This is a genomic window from Paenibacillus jepli (assembly GCF_047238105.1).
Classification (GTDB): domain Bacteria; phylum Bacillota; class Bacilli; order Paenibacillales; family Paenibacillaceae; genus Paenibacillus_D.
In genome coordinates, this window is sequence record NZ_JBDFMD010000001.1 from 2,703,706 (window position 1) to 2,723,393 (window position 19,688).

Below are 19,688 nucleotides of genomic sequence, written 5' to 3' on the forward strand. Positions count from 1 at the left end.
GCATGTGAAACTCAATCACCTATGTCGCCCGCTTCGCCCTTGCCGATGCCGCGCCGGAGAACACTTTGTAGTATGCTGCAGCCGCATCCCAGATACAAATAATGATCGCCACTAGGACAAAATACTCGGTCACCGCTTCCCAGACGGCCGACACCGCGTCGTATCTGTCGCCGCCAAGATCGACCAGCCCGATCTCAAACATCCCTACCATAAAGTCGGGGTTCCATGGTTCATACACTTGGAAAGCCAGGATGAACAAACCGATCGTCGCCAGATTAAACAGCAGATTGATCCCAGCCAGCTTGAACGTCCACCTGCGGAAGATCAGCTTCACAGCATCCTTGGCGAGCTGCAGCGCAAACATCGCAAGCAGAACATACACCAAGACCTGGAGCTTCTCCGGATCAAAGAACGGCACCACGAGCCACTCGCCATCCAAAAAGCGGTGGATCCCGATCCACTGTGGTGAATACCAGACCGCCACCAGGATCAGAACAGAGAAGACGATTCCGACAATCGGCTCCGACCGCTTGATCTCCAGCTTGCCCTCAGTGAGCGGCGGCAGATCCGCAGGCTCCCAGTCCTCCTCCCGCTTGCCCGTGACATCCCATGCCCCAACACCCCTGTATTCAAGGAAGGCAAAGATGACAGTTACCCAGGCAAACCCTTGCACACCGGCCGCCAAAAGCGAAAGCGTGTATTCCACAAGATGATGCATGGTCTCCGCAGGCTCAAGGATCACCTCTACTGCAAAGATGACGCTCATGATGGACAAGACCGTGAACAGAACAATCTTAAGCACGGCCATATACGAATCCATCAAGGCCGGGCCGATCAGATAACGCGGGCTGCCCCGATACCCGTCAGCCAGCTTGCGCGGGTGTCCTAGCTCGATCAGCACCGCTTCAATTTCCGACTCCGACGCTTCCCTGCCGCCCTTCCGTTCCTCCAGCATATCTTCGATCAGCCCGCGCAATTCCCGCTCGATCTCGCTGCGCTGCTGATGGGGCAACCTTCCTGTAACTGCTGCTATATAACGTTCGACTAATTCCATCTTATCCACTCCCCTGCTCTCTCATCAGACGCTCCAGCCCTTCTGCCATCCGCCGCCATTCCGCCATAAGCTCACGGTACACTTCAGACCCAAGCGGGCTGAGCAGATAATACTTGCGCGGTCTCGTCTCGTTGGTGTCCCATTGGCTCTCCAGCAGCCCCTGCTTCTCCAGCCGTCGCAGCAGCGGATATAAGGTACCCGGCTCGACCCCGAACCCCTTCTCTTCCAGCACCGAGACTAGCGAATAGCCATATTGCGGCTCAGCCAACTGGCTCAGCACGCCGATGATGATCGTGCCGCGCCGCAGCTCCTGCGACAAAGAGGCTGTCAGTTCTTTCACATCGCTCATCTTATCAACTCCTGAATCGATTATAGTGTATGTCGCACACTATTGTAAATAGTATAATATAATTGATTTAACAATAGCATGCGACATCTCATTTAGTACAAGACGGCAAAAAGAGCCTTCTCACTCCGGATAGAAGTGAGAAGGCTCTTGATTTCAGCAATTAATTAGGTTAAGTATTCCACAAACCGGTGATGACTTTGATGACCTCAGCTCTGGATGCAGTACCGTCCGGTTGGAAGCTGCCGTCCGGATAGCCTTCCAGCACCCCCAACTGCCGGGCCTGCCGGACCGCCGTCAATGCCCAAGCCGGGATCCTCGACTCATCGGCATAAGCTTCGGCTCCCGATTCGACCGGCAGCCCGCCACCAGCATATTCATACGCGCGAAGCGTCATCACAGCCAACTCCGCCCGGGTCAGCAACGCCTCGGGATGAAAAGCCTCCCCCGCTCCGCCGCTGACGATGCCCGCTTCATGCACAGCTGCGATGGCGCTGGCGTACCAACTGCCGGCTTCGACATCGACGAAGACCGGATCAGCCGCTGCGTGGAGCTGCAGTGTTCGGGCGAGAAGCGCGGCATAGTGAGCTCGGGTCACCGGAGCGTCCGGTTCAAAGCGCCCGTCTGGCATCCCCTCGGTCAGCCCCGCTGCTGCGGCTTGGCGAATACTGGGGGCCGCCCAATGGTGCTCCGGCACATCGGTATACGGATGCTCATAAGTCAAAACCCCATACACCGCCCGGGCAATCTCCTGTACGATGGGATTGCCGATCGTCTGAGCTTCACTGAACACGCCAGTCGTCGTCACCTCAGTAAGCACGCTGATCGCGAGCTCCCGTCCCGGTACCAGGAAGTAGCCGGCATCATGCGTGACATTGGCATTCTCCCCCGTCTTGTGTGCGATCGGCGCCTGCGGCAGCGCGCTGCCGAACTTCGTATCGACCTCCTGCTCGCCCATCCAGGCGATCAACTGACCGCTCGACGCTTCGCTCAGCACTTCCCCCTGATAGATCTCCTCCAACAAGGTTGTCAGATCAGCGGCATCGATATAATTGTCCTGCTCCGGCGTCGGAGCCGAGGCAAACATCTTGCGGCCCAGATGCATGACGGTCAGACCGAGCTCATCCATCAGCTGCTGCACCGTCTCCAGCCCGACGACGTCGATCAGCACATTGGTCGCCGTATTGTCCGACTGCGTAATCATCAGCCGCGCCAGCCGCTCCAGCGTCACCTGCTGCGGGAAGGTCTCCTCCTTCAGCGAGCCGGTCCCGCCCACGACATCCTCCGGCGTCACCTCGACTTCGTCCGACAGCGACAGCTCGCCCTTGTCCACCTGCTGCATCAGGGCTGCCGCCAGCGCCAGCTTGATCGTGCTTGCGGGCATGTAAGGCTGCCGGGAGCCGAGATGCAGTTCTTTATAGCCAAAACTGCCGCTCAAATCCTTGATTGCCACGGAGACCCGAATCCCCCGCTCCGATGCATCCTGGATCAGCGGTTCGACCGACCGGACCAACTGCGGCAGGTGCAGCGGCGAGACGGACGCCGATGCATAATCAAGCTGATAGTTGTACACCGCTTTTGCGATCCGCTGGACGATGGGGTTGCCTACCGCCTGCGCTTCGCTAAATTCCGTCGTTGTCGTCACCTCAGTAAGCACGCTGATCGCGAGCTCCCGTCCCGGTACCAGGAAGTAGCCGGCATCATGCGTGACATTGGCATTCTCCCCCGTCTTGTGTGCGATCGGCGCCTGCGGCAGCGCGCTGCCGAACTTCGTATCGACCTCCTGCTCGCCCATCCAGGCGATCAACTGACCGCTCGACGCTTCGCTCAGCACTTCCCCCTGATAGATCTCCTCCAACAAGGTTGTCAGATCAGCGGCATCGATATAATTGTCCTGCTCCGGCGTCGGAGCCGAGGCAAACATCTTGCGGCCCAGATGCATGACGGTCAGACCGAGCTCATCCATCAGCTGCTGCACCGTCTCCAGCCCGACGACGTCGATCAGCACATTGGTCGCCGTATTGTCCGACTGCGTAATCATCAGCCGCGCCAGCCGCTCCAGCGTCACCTGCTGCGGGAAGGTCTCCTCCTTCAGCGAGCCGGTCCCGCCCACGACATCCTCCGGCGTCACCTCGACTTCGTCCGACAGCGACAGCTCGCCCTTGTCCACCTGCTGCATCAGGGCTGCCGCCAGCGCCAGCTTGATCGTGCTTGCGGGCATATAGCTCTCCGTGGAGCCGAGCGACAAGCGTTGATGGCCGAAGGCCCCGCTTAGATCCTGGATCGAGACGGACACCCGGACGCCTTGCTCCTCCGCCGCTTCGACGATGGGCTGGACGACAGTCCGGAGACCCTGCCAATCGGCGGGTTCAGCGGCGTCCGCGGCACCTCGGTTCAACGCGGACGGCAGACATGCGGTGACGGCCAGCGCCGCCGCCAAGGCAACTTTCAGGACAGGCAGCTTGTACTTTCTCTTCATATGCTTTCCCCTTTCGTAAGCCGTCATATTATATGACGCAGACAAACATCACTTAAGGGAGTATAGCGTCTCAAACAAACGACACACAAGCACTAAAATTCATCATTAAAACGCTTAAAACATAGGTTTCCTTCTTTTTATATGCAAATTCTCATAAAAACTGAACAAGACATACAATTATCTTATAAAGTTAGTTTACGTGACAAATTTATTCCCTTAAGCTTGCGACAGCCTTAGCCGCTCGGTGATAGGACCAGTTGAAGGACTGCCACCCACGATGCTCCATGAGATGGTTCCAGCGTGCGTGATCTTCCAGTCTGAGCTGAGGATAGTCAGTCTCCCGAAAGTGTACCAGTAAAGGCGTCGCATCCGTTGACAGACCCAGCAGGTAATCTTCGTCCAGCTTGCCGCTGACCTGGTAACGCTCGATATTGCCGGCGGCGATCCGGGCATCCATCTGGGCGTAGTTCAGCATAATGTAGGCCACCAGACTGACCATGATGAAGCACCGCCCCAGAGACAGCTTCCTGACGATGGTGCGCAGAGCCCCGATGAGCAGGAGCGCACCGACATAGAACATAAATGCATGGGCCAGGAACCGGGAATACGTGTAGCCATAGGCTTCCTCGTACAGCTGCAGCCGCGAGAATGCCGAGCTGAGCATCACGCCCGTGCAGCCGACGATAACCAGCAGCAGCACACGAATCACCCGATTTACTCCGCCCTCGGCGCTGCGAACCAGCAATAGCGTCCCCATCAGCAGAGCCAGGTTGATGCCACTTACAGCCATCAGCTCCGCGAAGCCCTGCCTTGCGTAGTCGGCATAAGTCAGCCCCTCCGGCAGTACCCCCTCCCACGCGCCAAACAGATAGGACAGCTGTACGCCGACGTATAGCACATAGACCACCGTTACCGAGACGAGCACCGTTACCGCGATCACTGGGTCGATCGCGGCCCTGGCGCGCCTTGCAGGCACAAGAGCCTCTCCCGAGCGCAAGGTTTGTTCCCAATCGTATTCGGCACTGTCCCTGAACCCCCACAGATAAGTAAAGAGCAATAGCGCCATCATCGCGGCCCATACCACCCGCCAGAACCAGCTGCTCATGGAGATCGTCCCGAGCCAGTCCGGCACGGACGCCAGGGCGTAATGGAATACCCCGTCCGCTGAGGCGAGCAGACTGAGGATGACCAGCAGCAGCGGTGCGGCCACGATGAGGCCGATCAGGACCCGGCTCGTCTGTGTGTTGCCCGAGCGGCCGCCTCCCTCTCTCACCCCGGTTAACAGCCGCCCCGCTGTACGGACCGCCGTGGGCCAGTGCCGTATGCTCTGCGGCACCAGATGATCCAGTGCATCCGCTAGCAGCCGGGCATCCCAGTAGCCGTAGCGGCGGCGGCTGAGCAGCAGCGTGAACTGGATGAAGACCAGCACCGGCACAGCGAGCGTATTCAGCGCCCGCAGCACCGGATTATGGAACCAGACGAAGGTAAGCGACAGCAACGCTATCACACCTGCCAGCAGCCAGTCCAGCGCCCCCACGGGCCGCAGGATCGGGCGGCCGAACGTCAGCATATACCCGTAGAACAAGGCTACGAATAGCGGATGTGAAATGCCAAAAGGATGCCCGAAGAACAAATACTGATGCACGATGGCCAGGATCGCAGCCGCTGCCAGCGCCGCAGCCGCTCCTTTTGCAACGGACGGATGCAGCGGCGTTTGCTCGTTCATAATGAATGAATCCCCCTTTTAAATCTGCGACTTCTCATTCTTTATTCTAGGCATTAAAATAAGAAAATAAAGAGAAATGAAAGTGCGGGAATTTCACATTTTAGATCGCCAGTTTGATTCAGGAGGTGAACATCTATGAAGCTGAACCTGCAATACTTGCAGCTGCACAAGCGTTTCGGCAGTGTGGATGAGATCGAGCTAACGCTTGCGGACATCGCCGAAACGCTGGATTGCACCCACCGCAGCGCCGTCACCATCATGGGCAAGCTGGCCGCTCTCGGCTGGATCGACTGGAACTCGCGCCGCGGCCGCGCACGCCGCTCTTCGCTGCGATTTCTGGCAGAGCCCCGAGAGATCGCCCGCGCCTCCCTGCATCAGGCGATGAACAGCAATCAACTCCGACGCTCGCTGGAGCAACTCGTCAGCCACGCGGCTACCGACAAGGAAGAACCGTTTGAGGTGTGGCTGGCTTCGTACTTCGGCCACCGTGCCGAGGTCCGGCAGGATCGCCAGATCGACATCCTGCGGCTGCCGATCAGGGAACAGCTGCACTCCATCGACCCGCTCACCATGAATCTGGTTGCCGAATCTTTTGTCTCCAGCCATGTCTATGACGTGCTCGTCCGCCGTTCGAGGGAGAACGGCGAGATGTTGCCGGGTCTGGCCCACGCTTGGGAGTCGGAGGCAGAGGGTCGGAGATGGACATTCTATCTGCGCAAAGGCGTAAACTTTCACGATGGGCGGACGCTGACGGCAGACGATGTGGTCTATTCGCTGGAACGGCTGATCCATCCCGCCCGGCGCACACTGTACGGGACCCTGTTCCGCCTCATCCGCTCGGTCCGTGCCTTGACGCCCGCAGTCGTCGCAATCGAGCTGACGTCGGCGCACGAGCTGTTCCTGCCGCTGCTCAGCACCAGCCGGGCAGGCATCATCTCCCGCAGCGATGGTCGATCATCCGCGTCTCAGGCCGCAACTCCCCCTGCAGGCACAGGGCCGTTCAAGCCCGTCCACTGGGAACCTGCACTCTGTGTCCTGGAAGCCAACCCCCACTACCATCTGGGACGGGCCCAACTGGATCGGGTGGAGATCGTCCATGTGCCTTGGGCGTCCGGCCATGCGCAGCCTGACCCGCATGCTCCTTTCCACATCATGCACCATGCAGGCGCTCCGGATACAGGCTGGAGCCGGATCTCCTCAGAGACGCGGGTCTGCAAATTCATCACCTGCAACACCAAGCGGGGAGGGCCGCTGACCCGTCCCGCCGTCCGGTCGGCGGTGATGGCTGCCCTCGCGGAAAGCTCCCCGCATCCGGTACCAGACTCCTCTCCTCTGCTTGCGGAACCGCTCCGGTTGATGACGATCGAGCATTACCGCGAGGATGCTCGACAAGCGGCAGACCGGCTGGCCAGCGCCGGCTATCGCTGCGAAGTGACAACAGCGAGTCCCGACGCCTTCAAGGGCGAACGACGGCTGAGCGCCGACCTCATCCTCTTCTCGCTGCTCCGGGACCAGGACGTGCAGCTTAGGCTGTATGATCTCTATGCCACGATGCAGTCCCATCTGGACAGCACCGCCGCCGAACGTGTGGACCGCACGCTGCAGGCCGTCTCTGCCGAGGCCGAGACCGAACGGCGCATGATGCACTTCGACGAGCTCGAGGCCGCGCTCGTTGCCGAGCATCAGCTGCACATCCTGTACGAGAAGCCGGTGCAAGCCGCGTATCTGCCCTCCGTCCGCGGGGTCGCCTTGGGTGCTCAAGGGTGGATGGATCTGCGCAAGCTGTGGTTTCCTCCGGTTCACTGACCCGAGGCGTCATGCGCCATTTGAGCCGGACTTTGCTCCGAAAAGAAGCCCCGGGCGCCGCTTATGCGGGAATGCCCAGGGCTTATTCGTTCATTTATTCGCGTCAGGCCCGCTCCGTCGTCGTCTTCGCCTTCGCTTTCATGAGCGGTAGATTGAGCAGCAGCAGTCCCAGGAAGAACATCACCGTACCGCCGATAATATACACCGTGATCGGTTCGCCGAGGAACAGAAAGGACCAGAGAATCGTGAACAGCACCATGCTGTTGCTGACGATGATGATCATCGGGAAGGGCACCCGCCGCACCGCCTCGGAGAACCAGACAAAGCTGAGGCCCGTAATCAGCCCCAGCGCGGCCAGCGCCAGCCAGGCCCAGACGCTCATCGGACCGATGAAGCCCTCCGACTGCATCGGCAGCGGCAGCGCCGTCAGCACGCTGCACCAGAAGAAGACCGAGAAATTCATGCTGCCGTTGTCCATGGCCTGGACCAGCTGTTTTTGGCTGAGCACATGCAGCGCCGAGCCGACAGCCGAGCAGGCAAACAGCAGCGTGATCCAGCCGCTGCCCCCCAGCAAGTCATCCAGCGGCTGTCCGTTCCAACTGATCGCCAGGACGCCCGCCATACAGCAGGCGGCAGCGATCCAGCCTTTGCCCGAGACGTGCTCCTTGAACAGCAAAGGCGAGACCAACAGCAGAACCACCGTCTGAATCGGCGGGATCAGGATGTTGCCGTAGGCATAACCCATCGAGATGGCAATATTTTCGAAGATATAATTGATCGACTTGCCTGCCGCACCTAGCCAGATCCACTTCAAATGGCTCCGCAGCTGGATCCGGCCATCCTTCAGCAGCAGGAACAGACCAAGGAAGAAGATGCCCAGACTGAATCTGGCGAAGGTGATCATTGATGCGTCGACCATCGTCGAAGCCGACTTGACGAGCAAGCCAACAAAGCTCCAAGCCAGTGTGGCGAGGAGCAAAAAAACGTATCCCACTTCAATTCCACCTTCAGTTCATTCTTAAAACCTTGGGCTATTGTAGCATACTGCGAACAGGATGTAGATGGATAATGCTTGCAGCTGACACTCGCTTGGCGTCTCAGCCGGCCGGCCCCGCCAAGACACTGTACGCCGCCCGGATCGTCTCCAGCGCATCGGCGTGGCGAAGCACATTATGGACGAGAGTGATCAGTACGCACAAACAGATCAGTACAAATAACCACTGTCTCACCTTCGCGCTGCGAAGCTGAATAAGAAAGCTTGCGGCCAGCAAAAATAAAGCAAACAGGAAATGCCCGGCGTACAGATACATATCATACCGGAAGGCACCAAGCCCAAACCCGATGACAAGATGCAGCAGCAGCGCAAAGCCGATATAGACGGCGGGGATCCAGGCCTCCCGGGTGCGTCTCCCCTTGTACCATCCCAGCAGCGCCAGGACGATCAGCAGCCCGCCCACCATGTGAACATGCAGCGGGTACGGCCGCGAGAGATCGGTCACAAAGGCGGCCAGGCCCGGGTCGATGAAATCAAGCGCCGGCGTCAGCACTGGATTGACGAACAGCATATAAAAGGCCTGCCAGTGATGGGCCCAAGAGAACGGGGCGACATAGCTAAAGCCGCCGCCAGCCAGCCCCTGCCGCCAGCCGGTGAGCCAGGTAGTGCCGCCGAACATCAGCCATTGGAGCCCTGTGAGCGCCAGCGCCAGCAGCAACGCTGCTGTGCCGATCCGCAGGAACCGGCGCAGCGCAGCGCCCCAGGAGCGTCTGCCGTCCAGCAGATTGACGAAGACGCCCGCCATGAACGTCGCCACATTAGTCGAGGTAAGAGCGAAGTTGGCGGCTGCCAGCGAGGCTTGCGGCCACAGCTTGCCTCCCTCTGCAGCAGCCGCCCGGGTGTACTGCAGATATACCAGCGAGAAGAGGATCATCAGCTGCACATAGGGATAAGAATCGGGGATCAGCGAGGTGAACAGGCTGTACGAGCTCATCCCGAAAAACAGCGCCCACACGGCCGCCATCCACAACCCGCCGCCACTGCGCCGGATGCTGTAGAATAGCAGCGACGCGCTGAGCGCATTGAGAGCCGACTGCAGCACCAGGAAGAATAGATGCCCGCCCCATTGTCCTGCGACCCACGCCAGCGGCACCGCCAGAAGATCCTTCACCGGATGGATGATTGTCGGCGCTCCCGCCGGATAGTACATGGACGGGTCAAAATTGAACAGGTTCAACGTGAACGGTGCCCCGTAAAACGGGCTGTACTGCTGCAGCAGCGCCTCATGCTCTTGCATGAACTGCACGAGAGGCAGGTTCATCGCTACATAAAAACCGCCCAGCAGGATAAACAAAGCAAACGCCGTTGCATTGTCCGCTCTGCTGCGCAGGAGAAAACTCCAAAAACGCATGATTACATTCCCTCCAACGTTTCTTTCAACGCGCAACTCCCGGCCCGCGGGGGCCGGCGTCATGATGCGGCCGGATGACCACATGTATTAGTCCATCCACCAAGCTCTCATGTGAGCAACAGCACAACTCCCGCGACGATGCAAGCCACACCCGCCAGCTTGGCTGCGCCGATCCGCTCCTGGAATACCTTCCTTGCCAGCAGCAGTGTCCAGATAAATGTCATGGCATTGGCAGGCATCACCACCGTATAGGGCAGGTAGGCCAGCAGGTATATATTAAGCAACGCACCCAGTCCGTAGCAGAACAAGGCTGCGAGCAAAATCCGCTTTTGACGAGACTCCGCAAATACTTTAAACAAGACGCTGCCAACCGCACCGCACACGGTCATGAGGACAAGCAGCAGATACAAGACACTATTTATCATAAGAAGTCAGTGTGACGCCGACGCCAATCAATCCTACGGCAGCTGTGTTGCGCCAGGTCAGCTCCTCTCCGAGCAGCAGATCGCCATAGATCAAAGCGAACACGTAGCTCAGGCACATCAGCGGATAAGCCACCGACAGCTGCTCGCTCGCATATGCCTTGATCATACACACCGCCCCTGCTCCGTAACAGACGAAGCCCGCTCCCATATAGAACAGATTGTGATGCCCCCACTTCCAGAACAGCTGGCCCGTTGCCGTCAGAAATGCAGCCAGCACCATCAGCGCCTTGCCGGCATGCCGGCGGCCGCTCATCGCCATCGCTTGACCTCCCCCTCTCTTGCCTCATTCGAACCATGCCAATATACAGAGAACGCTGATGACGTAAATAACGACCGTCGCCAGCAGCGGCCTGTCCTCCAGGAGCACCCGGTCCGGGGAGCCGCCCTTGCCTTCGATGTGGATCAGATAGAGGTACCTGAAGATGCCATAGAGCACCAGCGGGATCGTCCACATCAGATGGATCGTCCGCTCCGAGGTAAAGGTGAAGAGCGAGTAGGCCATGATCGTCGCAGTCGTGACGATGCTCGTCAACTGATCCAGCAGCGGGAGCGAGTAGAGGGAGAGCACCTCGCGATGCGTACCGACGCCGCTTCCGAGCAGCACCAGCTCCTGCCGCCGCTTGCCGATCGCCAGGAAGAGCGACAGCAGCAGCGTACAGAGCAGGAACCACGGTGTAAACGGCACATGGATGACAAGGCCGCCCGCAATCGCCCGCAGGACGAAGCCGGCCGCGATCGTCATGATATCAATAATAACCATGTGCTTCAATTTGAAAGAATAGGATACATTGAGTGCAAAGTAACCCGTCAGCAATACCATAAACAGCGGATTAATCGCATAAGCCGCTGTCAGCGAGCCCGCCAGCAGGAGGCCGCCGAAGATCAGGGCCGTCCCCGGCCGCAGCGCCCCTGAGGCGATCGGGCGCAGTCGCTTGGTCGGATGGTGCCGGTCGGCTTCGCGGTCGGCCACATCGTTGATGATATAGACGCAGCCCGCTACGAAGCTGAACAGCAAAAAGCCGGCCAGCGAGGCCGCAACGGTACCTGGAGCGATCCGGTCAAAGGAAAACAGCAGCGCCGCGAACACGAGCAGATTCTTAGTCCACTGCTTGGGCCTGAGCTGCCGGAGCAGCAATGCAGGCATGGACACCCTGGCCGCCTTCATGTCTTGCACTCTTCTTGCATTGTTCCCTACCGCCAATTCCTGAATCCTCCATTTCAATGCATGTGATCTTATATTACCAGAAAAAAAGACAAACGTCCCGTTCATCCGAGGGTGAACGGAACGCCGGTAAACCGATCAGCTCTTGGTCTTGGTTGTGCTCTGCCAGCTGAGCACTTCCTCCGGGACGACGACCTGTTGCTTGCCATAGTAGCGCTTGGCCCGGAAGTTGTGGATCTCCCGGCAGGCTTCGGCCATATGCTCCATCACTTGCTTCTGTGTATAGCGCGCCTCCTCCGGATACCAGTACAGGATGTGCATCTCAAAAGGGTTGCCTTCCCCATCCTCGCGTTCGTAGATGATCTGGTCGGCATGGCGGAAGCCGTTGCGCTCGTAGAACTGCATCCTGCGGCAGGTGTCGGCGTCTTCTTCATCGGGCGGCTCGGCCTCGAGCAGGATCATCTTGCCCTTAGCCTTATAACGGTTCAGCAGCTGCGTGCCGATCCCCTTCCCCCTCACATTGCCGGTAACGAGCAGATAGTCGATGAACAGGAAGGTAGGGAATTCGGCATAGAGGACGAGATAATGCTCATCCTCGTCCTTGTGATAGATGTCTTTGTCTTCGATGAGTCCCTGCAGATGCTCCGGCGCCTTCATCTCATGCTCCGGGAAGTAATTGTTCAGCTTGTTATACCAGTTCAATATAGGCCGCCTCCTGCGAAGTTTATTATTTAAGATACCCCTGACACCCCCGGATCAAACCTGCCTCCCAGCTCTTGACAGCTTTAACAAGACCGGGTTATAGTTGTGGGGAACCGAATTCCGATCATCACTTACGTTGGAAGCACCCGTAAGGAGCGGCGCATGCGCGCCCTCTTGCGGGTGCTTTTTTTGTGTCGCTCGGGATCCGGACAAACTGCTAAAGGAGGTTATCCAAAGGAATGAAACGGAAGGAAGGGTTGTACCGTGTCACCGCTGCCGCACTGGCGCTCGTCGTCCTGCTCACCGTCCTGCTCCCGCAGGCCTCGGCCAGCACATACGAGCTGACCAGCACGAGCAAGAAAGCTCTTACCGAGCTGATCGCCAAGACAGACAAGACGACAGCAGTCAAGCTGGATACGCAGTATAAGCAGGTGCAGGCCCATCAGTCCCAGGAAGCGGAATGGGATGAGCGGATACGCACCCTGCATTACGCTACTGAGGAACGGATGGCCAAGCTCCGCACAGCGATCCGGCAGATCGATGACCGCAAGATCGCCCAGCTTGAACAGCAGGTGCAACAGAGCAAGGCCCGATACAAGCCAATACTGGACATGAACGCTTCGCTGAACAAGCAGATCGCCGCCGCCAAACCACTCAAAAACAAGGAGCTGAATGCCCGGCTCCGATCTCAGTCTGATCAGCTGAAATGGGCGGTTCAAGTGGCCAAAAGCGACATCCGCAGCAAAGAAGATGCCCTCAAGACTGCCAAGGCTGCAAAGACCAAAACGACAAAAAAGCTGAGAGATATGCTCGCTGCCGTCGATCCGGTCAAGGTGCAGGTCCGCGCGTCCAAGAGTACGATCAGTGCGACCAAAAAACACGCGGCAACGGCCTGGAAAGCAGCCAATCAGGCAGTGCGCAGCAATGATGCGCCAGCGGCTTCCAGCGCCTTTGCGACACTCGTCAAGGTCTCCGGACAGCTCGTAGCCGAGAAACAAAAACAGCATGGGCTGGAAGTGAAGATCAGCGATATCGTAGCCAAGGTAGAGCGAGAGCTGCCGCGCCCATAATTACCGAAAAAAGGCGTTTACGGCGACGCCCGCCTGGTTAATCATAATGGGGCAGCACAATAGCTGTCCGCACTAACGGCTAACCCCATGAAATGAGGAACCCAGGCATGAACCCGAAACAACTGATGATCGCAGGCACGATGGCCTTTGCGGTAACTATAAGAAGTGTGATGGGCAGCGAGCAGCCGGGCGAGCGATCCGTCGTCAGCAGACCATCAAGAGGCATGAGATGTCCCAGGCGCAACGATCTCACGCATCTGCTCGATGTCTCGCCCGATCAGGTGCGTGATCGTTTGTACGCAGGCGATTCGCTCGCGGATATCGCATCATCCCAGCGGGCCGACATCGAGGAAGTCATCGATCTGCAGGTGAGAGAGATGACCGATCTGCTGGAGCAGCGGGTTCGCAGCGGCTCATTGTCGCCTGCCGCCTACCGGCAGCAGCGCTCGGAGCTCCGTGAACTGCTCCGTCAGAGCGCTTACCGGCGGATGGACGGCTCGCCCGCGACAGAACCGCAAACCGCCGTGTGACTCGTCTCTTATCGCAGCGATGAGACGATCAGATGCCCATGTACAGGGGCGCTTCGCAGCCTGAGAAAGGCGGAAGCCCCCTGTTGATGTCTGGAAACCGGATTCAAGTAGATTTATAGAAGGACCCTGTGCTATTATACGAATGTACATCAGACTTAGGGGGATAGGGAGCATGACGAGAAATACCCGTACTTCCATTTCTTTGCTTATCATATTGGCGCTGAGCGTCATCATCCTCGGCGCATGCGGCAACCGCCCCGCCGACAACAATGCAGGGACAGGAACGGCTAATTCGAACGCCAAAGAAACTGCGGGCAGCCAGACGCCCAAGGGCTGTACCCAGACATCCGAGCCGGCTGAGACGAACACCGAACAAACGGAGGACAGCAACCCGATCGTCACGATCCAGATGGAGGACGAGCAGCTGATCCGCATTGAACTATATCCCGATATCGCACCCAACACGGTCAACAACTTTATCTCGCTAGTTCAGGATTGCGCATACGATGATACGATCTTTCATCGCGTCATCAAAGGCTTTATGATCCAGGGCGGCGACCCGGAAGGCAGCGGCTTGGGCGGTCCCGGCTATAGCATTGCGGGCGAATTTACCAACAACGGTTTTCCCAACGATCTCAGTCATACCCGAGGCGTCATCTCGATGGCGCGTTCCGAAGGCATGGACACCGCCGGATCGCAATTTTTCATCGTCGAGACCGACTCTCCTCATCTTGATGGCAACTACGCCGCATTCGGCGAAGTCATCGAAGGCATGGAGGTCATCGACGAGATCACCCAGCTTCCTGTCGGTACGCAGGCCCGGCCGCACACGCCGCCAGTGATGGAGAAAGTGACCGTCGAGCTGTTCGGCAAGACCTATCCGGAGCCGGAGCTGATCGAGGATGAGTTGGCCAGCTGACCCGTATTCCCGCTTCGCGAAGACGCTTCTTTGCCCCGCTTCAGGGGACAAAAGGAGCGTCTTTTGTCTTTTCATTCCGGAACTCTCGTCATCTTTTGTTGGCATTAAGGGGCCGGCGGGCGGTCCTGCAGATAGGCGGACGGCGTCCTGCCTGTCATCCGCTTGAACACCCGGTGGAAATACGAAGCGTCGCTAAAGCCCACATACTCTGCAATCTCATGAATGGTCAGCAAAGAATCGGTAAGCATATAAATAGCTGTCTTGATACGCTGGCGGTGCACATAATCGCTGATCGTCTGGCCGGTGACGGTCCGGAACAAGCTTGCCGCATAATTGGGGCTGATACCGACGGCTTCGCCCAGAGTAGCTTTGTTCACTGCTTCCCGGTAATGGGTCTGGATATATTGCTTCATACTGTCTGCCATCCGCCGCTTCCGGTCAGGCAGATGCCCGCGGTCCGCTTCGCGGCTCAGGTAGACCAAGACCTCCGTCAATTGCGCCCCGGCCAGCAGGCGGTAATAATCAGGTCGCTCTTCCCACTGGGTGACCAGCTCCCTTAGGCGCTCAGCGACCAGCTCGTAGCATCCCGGCCGCTGCCGCCACGGCTCTGTCTGGGATAGGACAGGCAGGATCTCAGCCGCTGCCGGCCAGGAGAAGCTGACCACATATTTCGTGTGCAGCACGGTGGGCACACTTTTCCCGTAGAAGCTTACACCCGGCGGGAGCAGCAGCAGCTCGCCCTTCTCCATAATCCACTTCTCGCCTTCGAGCCAATAGACACATCGGCCATAGGTCACCAGCACCAGCACATAATCCTCCTGTTCTCCCCGCTCTTCATACCAGTCCACTCCGCGATCGTGACGCACTTCGCCAATGGTCAGCAACCTACCGCCTCCGTTCGTACCATATTAAAATCAGTATACTATAGTTCATGTCATCTTTCGACAGAACAGGGTACAATTACGACTGACAAGGAGGACGATACGAATGTTGAAAACTAAAATTATCTGTACGATGGGACCCGCTTGCGACTCGATAGCGACCCTCAAAGAAATGATCACCGCCGGCATGACAGTCGGCCGTCTCAATATGGCTCACGGCGAGCTGGAAGACCACGTCCAGCGCATCCGCAACATCCGTCAGGCTGCAGGCGAGCTCGGCAAGCGTGTACCGGTCATGATGGATATCAAGGGTCCGGAGGTCCGGATCGGCCGCCTGCGTGAAGCGTATTGCGAGCTGATCGCCGGCGAGACGCTGATCCTGACGACCGAAGAACTGCTCGGCGATGCGTCGCGTCTCTCGGTCAACTATGACGAGCTGCCTCTGGTCGTGAAGCCAGGCGATCGCATCCTGATCGATGACGGCCTGGTCGATCTGACCGTGCTGGAGGTAGGAAGCACCGAGATCAGCTGCCGGATCGAGAGCGGCGGCAAGCTGAAGCCGCGCAAGGGCGTCAACCTGCCAGGCATCCAGACTACCCTGCCAGGCGTCACGCAGCGGGACGTTGCCCATATCGCCTTCGGGATCGAGCACGGCGTCGAGATGATCGCCGCTTCTTTTGTCCGCAAGGCAGAGGACATCTATGAGATTCGCCGCTTGCTGGAAGAGCAGCAGGCCGAGCATGTCCAGATCATCTCCAAGATCGAGAACGAAGAAGGCGTCCATAACCTGGATGCGATCATCGAAGCCTCCGACGGCATCATGGTGGCACGCGGCGACCTTGGGGTCGAGATCCCGATCGAAGATGTGCCGCTGATGCAGCAGCGGATGATCGAGCGCTGCAATCTGGCTGGCAAACCGGTTATCGTCGCCACGCACATGCTCGAATCCATGCAGTACAACCCACGCCCGACTAGGGCCGAGGTCAGCGATGTGGCCAATGCGGTACTGCAGGGCGCAGACGTCGTCATGCTCTCCGGTGAGTCGGCTGCCGGCAGCTATCCGATCGAGTCGGTCCGGACGATGGCATCGATCGCCCGCAAAGCGGAAGCCATGACGGACTACCGGGATCAGTTCAAGCGCAAGCGGGAGCAGCAGGGCACCAACATTACCGAGGTCATCAGTCAAAGCGCCGTCAGTGCATCGCTGGAGCTGAACGCGGCAGCGATCGTAACTTCGACCGAGAGCGGCTATACCGCCCGGATGATCTCCAAGTACCGTCCGAGCGCCCCGATCATCGCGATCTCGCACAACGAGCATACACTGCCCAAGATCTGCCTGCTCTCCGGCGTCATCCCCGTGCTGGGCGGCGTGATCGCCTCCACGGATGACATGTTCGATTCGGCGGTTCGCGGCGCGGTAGGTAGCGGACTGGTCAAGGAAGGCGACACGATCGTCATCTCCGCAGGCGTGCCGATCGGCCGGGCCGGGACGACGAACCTGATCAAGATCCTCGAGGTCTGAGCGCAAGTCAGCCGTCGTCAGGCCAAGCTCCTTCGTGCTATACTGGGAGAAACGACCTCGCGAAGGAGCTATCATGGACATAACCCCACTGCAGCTCGGGATGCTGATCCTGTGCGCCTTGATGGTAGGCTTCACGAAGACCGGCGTTCCGACGCTGGGGATCTTCGTAGCCGCGATCATGGCCTCGGTCTTCCCGGCTCGCGAATCGGTCGGACTGCTCACTCCGATCCTGATCACCGGCGATATCATCGCCATCCTGTATTACCGCCACGCCGTCGTCTGGAAGCATCTCATCACGCTGCTGCCGTGGGTGCTCGCCGGGCTGCTGGCAGGCTATTGGGTACTGGGCCAGATCAGCAACGATCGGCTGTCGCTGGTCATCGGCAGCCTTGTACTGCTGCTGATCGGACTTCATCTCTCCAAGGATAAGCTGGAGCAGTCGCTGCGGTTTGCCTTTACCAAGTCCCGCTCCTGGGGCGCCAGTCTGGGTATCCTGGCGGGATTCACGACGATGATCGGCAACGCCGCTGGCAGCATCATGTCGATCTACCTGCTCTCCAAGGGGATGAACAAGACGAGTTTTATCGGCACGAACGCCTTTTTCTTCTTCATCGTCAATGTGATCAAAGTGCCGTTCACCGTTCACCTGGGGTTGATCCATGCGGAGTCGCTCGTATGGAACGCCTGGATGATCCCGGCCGTCTGCGTCGGCGCCTTTATCGGCTTCAAGGTACTGCCGCTGATCCCGCAAAAGCTGTTTCAGGCCCTTATCCTTGCCTTCGCCGCGCTTGGCGGCTTGTATCTGATTATCTTTTAAGACGCAAACAACCCTGACGCTCATGAGAGACGTCAGGGTTGTTTGGTTCTGTTTCGGGTGAACGCTATCTGGCGAACCGGTGATTGCCGATGGTCGCAACCGTCTGCAGACCGTTCCAGAAGGCGCCCCGGGTAACTCTCGGATTGTAAAAGTAGACGGCGCTCCCGACATTGTTTTTGCCGTTGAGCGCATCTTTCACGGCTCGCTTCACACTGGCATTGGGTACGCTCTTGTCCATCAGTCCGTTGTGGGCCGGAGGGAACTGTCTGCCGGAATAGATGACATCGCGGATCGAGTCCGGGAACTGCGCATGCTTGACCCGGTTCAGGATGACATTGGCCACCGCCAGCTGGCCTGCATACGATTCATACCCGGACTCTACCTGAGTAATCTTCGCCAGCAGGTTGAAGTCCTGCTCCGAGTACGGCTCCGCCTTGTTGTCGAAGATCGACGGCACGACGACCAGCAGGGATGTCCCCGTCTTAACCTGCTCCGCCGCCTGGAGACCGTTGCGCTTCAGCAACTGGGCGCTCGAGCTGCCATACAGGGCGCTGATCTCCCGCAAGCCGAAGTCTTCCTCGACGACGACAGGCTCCTGCACAGTGAAGATCGCCTGAAGCGCATCCGCATCCCAATGGACATGGGCATGCAGCAGCTCAGCGACATGACGCAGCGGCACGTACATCCGTCCGCTGGAGACGAACGGCGCTACATCCATCCGGTAACGCTCATCATTGAAATAGACGACAGGCACGCCATTGCCCAAAACGATCGTATCGTCTGTAGAAGTAATAATCGTAGCTTCTTGGTGTGAAGCCTTCCAGCTCATCCCTTGCACCTGGAACAACTCCGCAACCCGTGTCACAGGCACGTATAGCCGACCTTCTCTCATCTGCGCGGGTTCGCTTAAGGACCGCACCTCGCCGTCCACCTGGATCGTCACCCCATGGACGACCTGGGCTTGCGCTGATGCAGAGGCTGCCATAGCCAATGCACAGAACAAGAGTGCGGCGCCAAGTACTAACCAGACTTGCTTGTATCTCCTAACCATAAGAACCTCCGATTATGTATAAATTCATCTCGCTCAGGTGATGCTCCGCTGAGTAGTATACCACAGGCTTCCACCGCTGTTGGATTAGCGTTTTCACAGAATTCTTAACAAAAACCGCGTTTTTCTGCGCTCGCAAAGGCACCCTCTCCTCTCAGAATAGCCTTTTCTCGCGAGCCGAACACCACCCGCAGCCTCCCTTTCGCCACTTCCTTCGACATGCTTATCCACAGCTAGTAACTAGAACAACATCTGCTCACGCAGGCTAGCAGCACTGCCGATACGGACACGGGTTGCGCCTAATTCGATCCAAACCCTACTCGGAGCAGGTCCTACGGACACACGATCCGTTATGTGCTGATTTTGAGCTCGGGAAGCACCATTTTTAGACCGATAACGGATCCTCTGTCCGCAAGCAGCTATAAAAATACGCCCCTGACCGAAATAAGGGCTACGGTGTCCGCTCGTAAGTAAATGCAGTCAGGGAGTCACTTCGTGGCCCCCACAATTTTATACTTATCTGTTCAAGGTGAAACGGCTACGACTAAGAGTTTTGCTACGCAAAACTCGTAGGACGTGCGAAGAGCTTTGTCGGAGAAATACAAGCCAAGTAGATAGGAGAATTATATACTTTGTATTTGAACAAAACCTGCCAACGCAGATTGGCGAGGAGTGAGGACACCATGCCGCAATCGGGTCAACACCCGATAACTGATCGGACCAACCATTGGAACGG

18 protein-coding genes are annotated in these 19,688 nt (G+C 58.1%); 6 read left to right on the forward strand and 12 right to left on the reverse strand.

Annotated features, from left to right (window positions below):
- Positions 1–19 precede the first annotated feature (19 nt).
- From ABC336_RS11985 to ABC336_RS12000, 4 genes are all read right to left on the reverse strand, one after another.
- Positions 20–1,054 (reverse strand): HAAS signaling domain-containing protein, encoded by a 1,035-nt coding sequence (locus ABC336_RS11985; protein WP_413238866.1) that lies wholly within the window; start codon positions 1,052–1,054, stop codon positions 20–22.
- 1 nt (position 1,055) lies between these two features.
- Positions 1,056–1,403 (reverse strand): PadR family transcriptional regulator, encoded by a 348-nt coding sequence (locus tag ABC336_RS11990; RefSeq protein WP_413238867.1) that lies wholly within the window; start codon positions 1,401–1,403, stop codon positions 1,056–1,058.
- A 169-nt stretch (positions 1,404–1,572) separates the two neighbouring features.
- Positions 1,573–3,879: a serine hydrolase gene (locus ABC336_RS11995; RefSeq protein WP_413238868.1), complete on the reverse strand. Its 2,307-nt coding sequence runs from the start codon at positions 3,877–3,879 to the stop codon at positions 1,573–1,575.
- A gap of 208 nt (positions 3,880–4,087) precedes the next feature.
- A complete protein-coding gene (locus ABC336_RS12000) occupies positions 4,088–5,605 on the reverse strand; it encodes a DUF4153 domain-containing protein (protein WP_413238869.1) in 1,518 nt (505 codons plus the stop codon).
- 135 nt (positions 5,606–5,740) lie between these two features.
- Here ABC336_RS12000 and ABC336_RS12005 point away from each other — a divergent pair, with 135 nt between their 5' ends.
- The gene (locus ABC336_RS12005) at positions 5,741–7,411 is read left to right on the forward strand and encodes an ABC transporter substrate-binding protein (RefSeq protein ID WP_413238870.1); all 1,671 of its coding nucleotides are present in this window, start codon (positions 5,741–5,743) and stop codon (positions 7,409–7,411) included.
- Between the two features lie 103 nt (positions 7,412–7,514).
- Here the strand turns inward: ABC336_RS12005 and ABC336_RS12010 are convergent, their stop codons facing one another.
- The 6 genes from ABC336_RS12010 to ABC336_RS12035 form a co-directional block, all read right to left on the reverse strand.
- Positions 7,515–8,405, reverse strand: coding sequence for a DMT family transporter (locus ABC336_RS12010; protein WP_413238871.1), 891 nt, complete (start codon positions 8,403–8,405; stop codon positions 7,515–7,517).
- Between the two features lie 103 nt (positions 8,406–8,508).
- On the reverse strand, positions 8,509–9,816 hold the full coding sequence (locus tag ABC336_RS12015; protein ID WP_413238872.1) for a DUF6080 domain-containing protein: 1,308 nt from the start codon (positions 9,814–9,816) through the stop codon (positions 8,509–8,511).
- Between the two features lie 107 nt (positions 9,817–9,923).
- On the reverse strand, positions 9,924–10,226 hold the full coding sequence (locus tag ABC336_RS12020) for an EamA family transporter (RefSeq protein ID WP_413238873.1): 303 nt from the start codon (positions 10,224–10,226) through the stop codon (positions 9,924–9,926).
- 4 nt (positions 10,227–10,230) lie between these two features.
- The gene (locus ABC336_RS12025) at positions 10,231–10,560 is read right to left on the reverse strand and encodes an EamA family transporter (protein WP_413238874.1); all 330 of its coding nucleotides are present in this window, start codon (positions 10,558–10,560) and stop codon (positions 10,231–10,233) included.
- Positions 10,561–10,584: 24 nt separating this feature from the next.
- The gene (locus ABC336_RS12030; protein ID WP_413238875.1) at positions 10,585–11,466 is read right to left on the reverse strand and encodes a decaprenyl-phosphate phosphoribosyltransferase; all 882 of its coding nucleotides are present in this window, start codon (positions 11,464–11,466) and stop codon (positions 10,585–10,587) included.
- Between the two features lie 135 nt (positions 11,467–11,601).
- Positions 11,602–12,165: a GNAT family N-acetyltransferase gene (locus ABC336_RS12035; RefSeq protein ID WP_413238876.1), complete on the reverse strand. Its 564-nt coding sequence runs from the start codon at positions 12,163–12,165 to the stop codon at positions 11,602–11,604.
- Positions 12,166–12,404: 239 nt separating this feature from the next.
- On the opposite strand from ABC336_RS12035, the gene ABC336_RS12040 reads away from it, so the two are divergent.
- The 3 genes from ABC336_RS12040 (at position 12,405) to ABC336_RS12050 (ending at position 14,684) form a co-directional block, all read left to right on the forward strand.
- On the forward strand, positions 12,405–13,235 hold the full coding sequence (locus ABC336_RS12040) for a hypothetical protein (protein WP_413238877.1): 831 nt from the start codon (positions 12,405–12,407) through the stop codon (positions 13,233–13,235).
- A gap of 107 nt (positions 13,236–13,342) precedes the next feature.
- Complete coding sequence (locus tag ABC336_RS12045; RefSeq protein ID WP_413238878.1) at positions 13,343–13,765, forward strand: hypothetical protein; 423 nt, start codon at positions 13,343–13,345, stop codon at positions 13,763–13,765.
- A gap of 172 nt (positions 13,766–13,937) precedes the next feature.
- Positions 13,938–14,684: a peptidylprolyl isomerase gene (locus tag ABC336_RS12050; protein ID WP_413238879.1), complete on the forward strand. Its 747-nt coding sequence runs from the start codon at positions 13,938–13,940 to the stop codon at positions 14,682–14,684.
- A 104-nt stretch (positions 14,685–14,788) separates the two neighbouring features.
- Here the strand turns inward: ABC336_RS12050 and ABC336_RS12055 are convergent, their stop codons facing one another.
- Positions 14,789–15,568 (reverse strand): helix-turn-helix domain-containing protein, encoded by a 780-nt coding sequence (locus tag ABC336_RS12055; RefSeq protein ID WP_413238880.1) that lies wholly within the window; start codon positions 15,566–15,568, stop codon positions 14,789–14,791.
- Positions 15,569–15,671: 103 nt separating this feature from the next.
- Here ABC336_RS12055 and pyk point away from each other — a divergent pair, with 103 nt between their 5' ends.
- Positions 15,672–17,087: a pyruvate kinase gene (gene pyk, locus ABC336_RS12060; RefSeq protein ID WP_413238881.1), complete on the forward strand. Its 1,416-nt coding sequence runs from the start codon at positions 15,672–15,674 to the stop codon at positions 17,085–17,087.
- Between the two features lie 73 nt (positions 17,088–17,160).
- Complete coding sequence (locus ABC336_RS12065) at positions 17,161–17,904, forward strand: sulfite exporter TauE/SafE family protein (RefSeq protein ID WP_413238882.1); 744 nt, start codon at positions 17,161–17,163, stop codon at positions 17,902–17,904.
- 64 nt (positions 17,905–17,968) lie between these two features.
- Here ABC336_RS12065 and ABC336_RS12070 read toward each other — a convergent pair whose 3' ends face one another.
- Positions 17,969–18,955, reverse strand: a complete 987-nt coding sequence (locus ABC336_RS12070) for a cell wall hydrolase (protein ID WP_413238883.1) — start codon at positions 18,953–18,955, stop codon at positions 17,969–17,971.
- Positions 18,956–19,688: the final 733 nt, after the last annotated feature.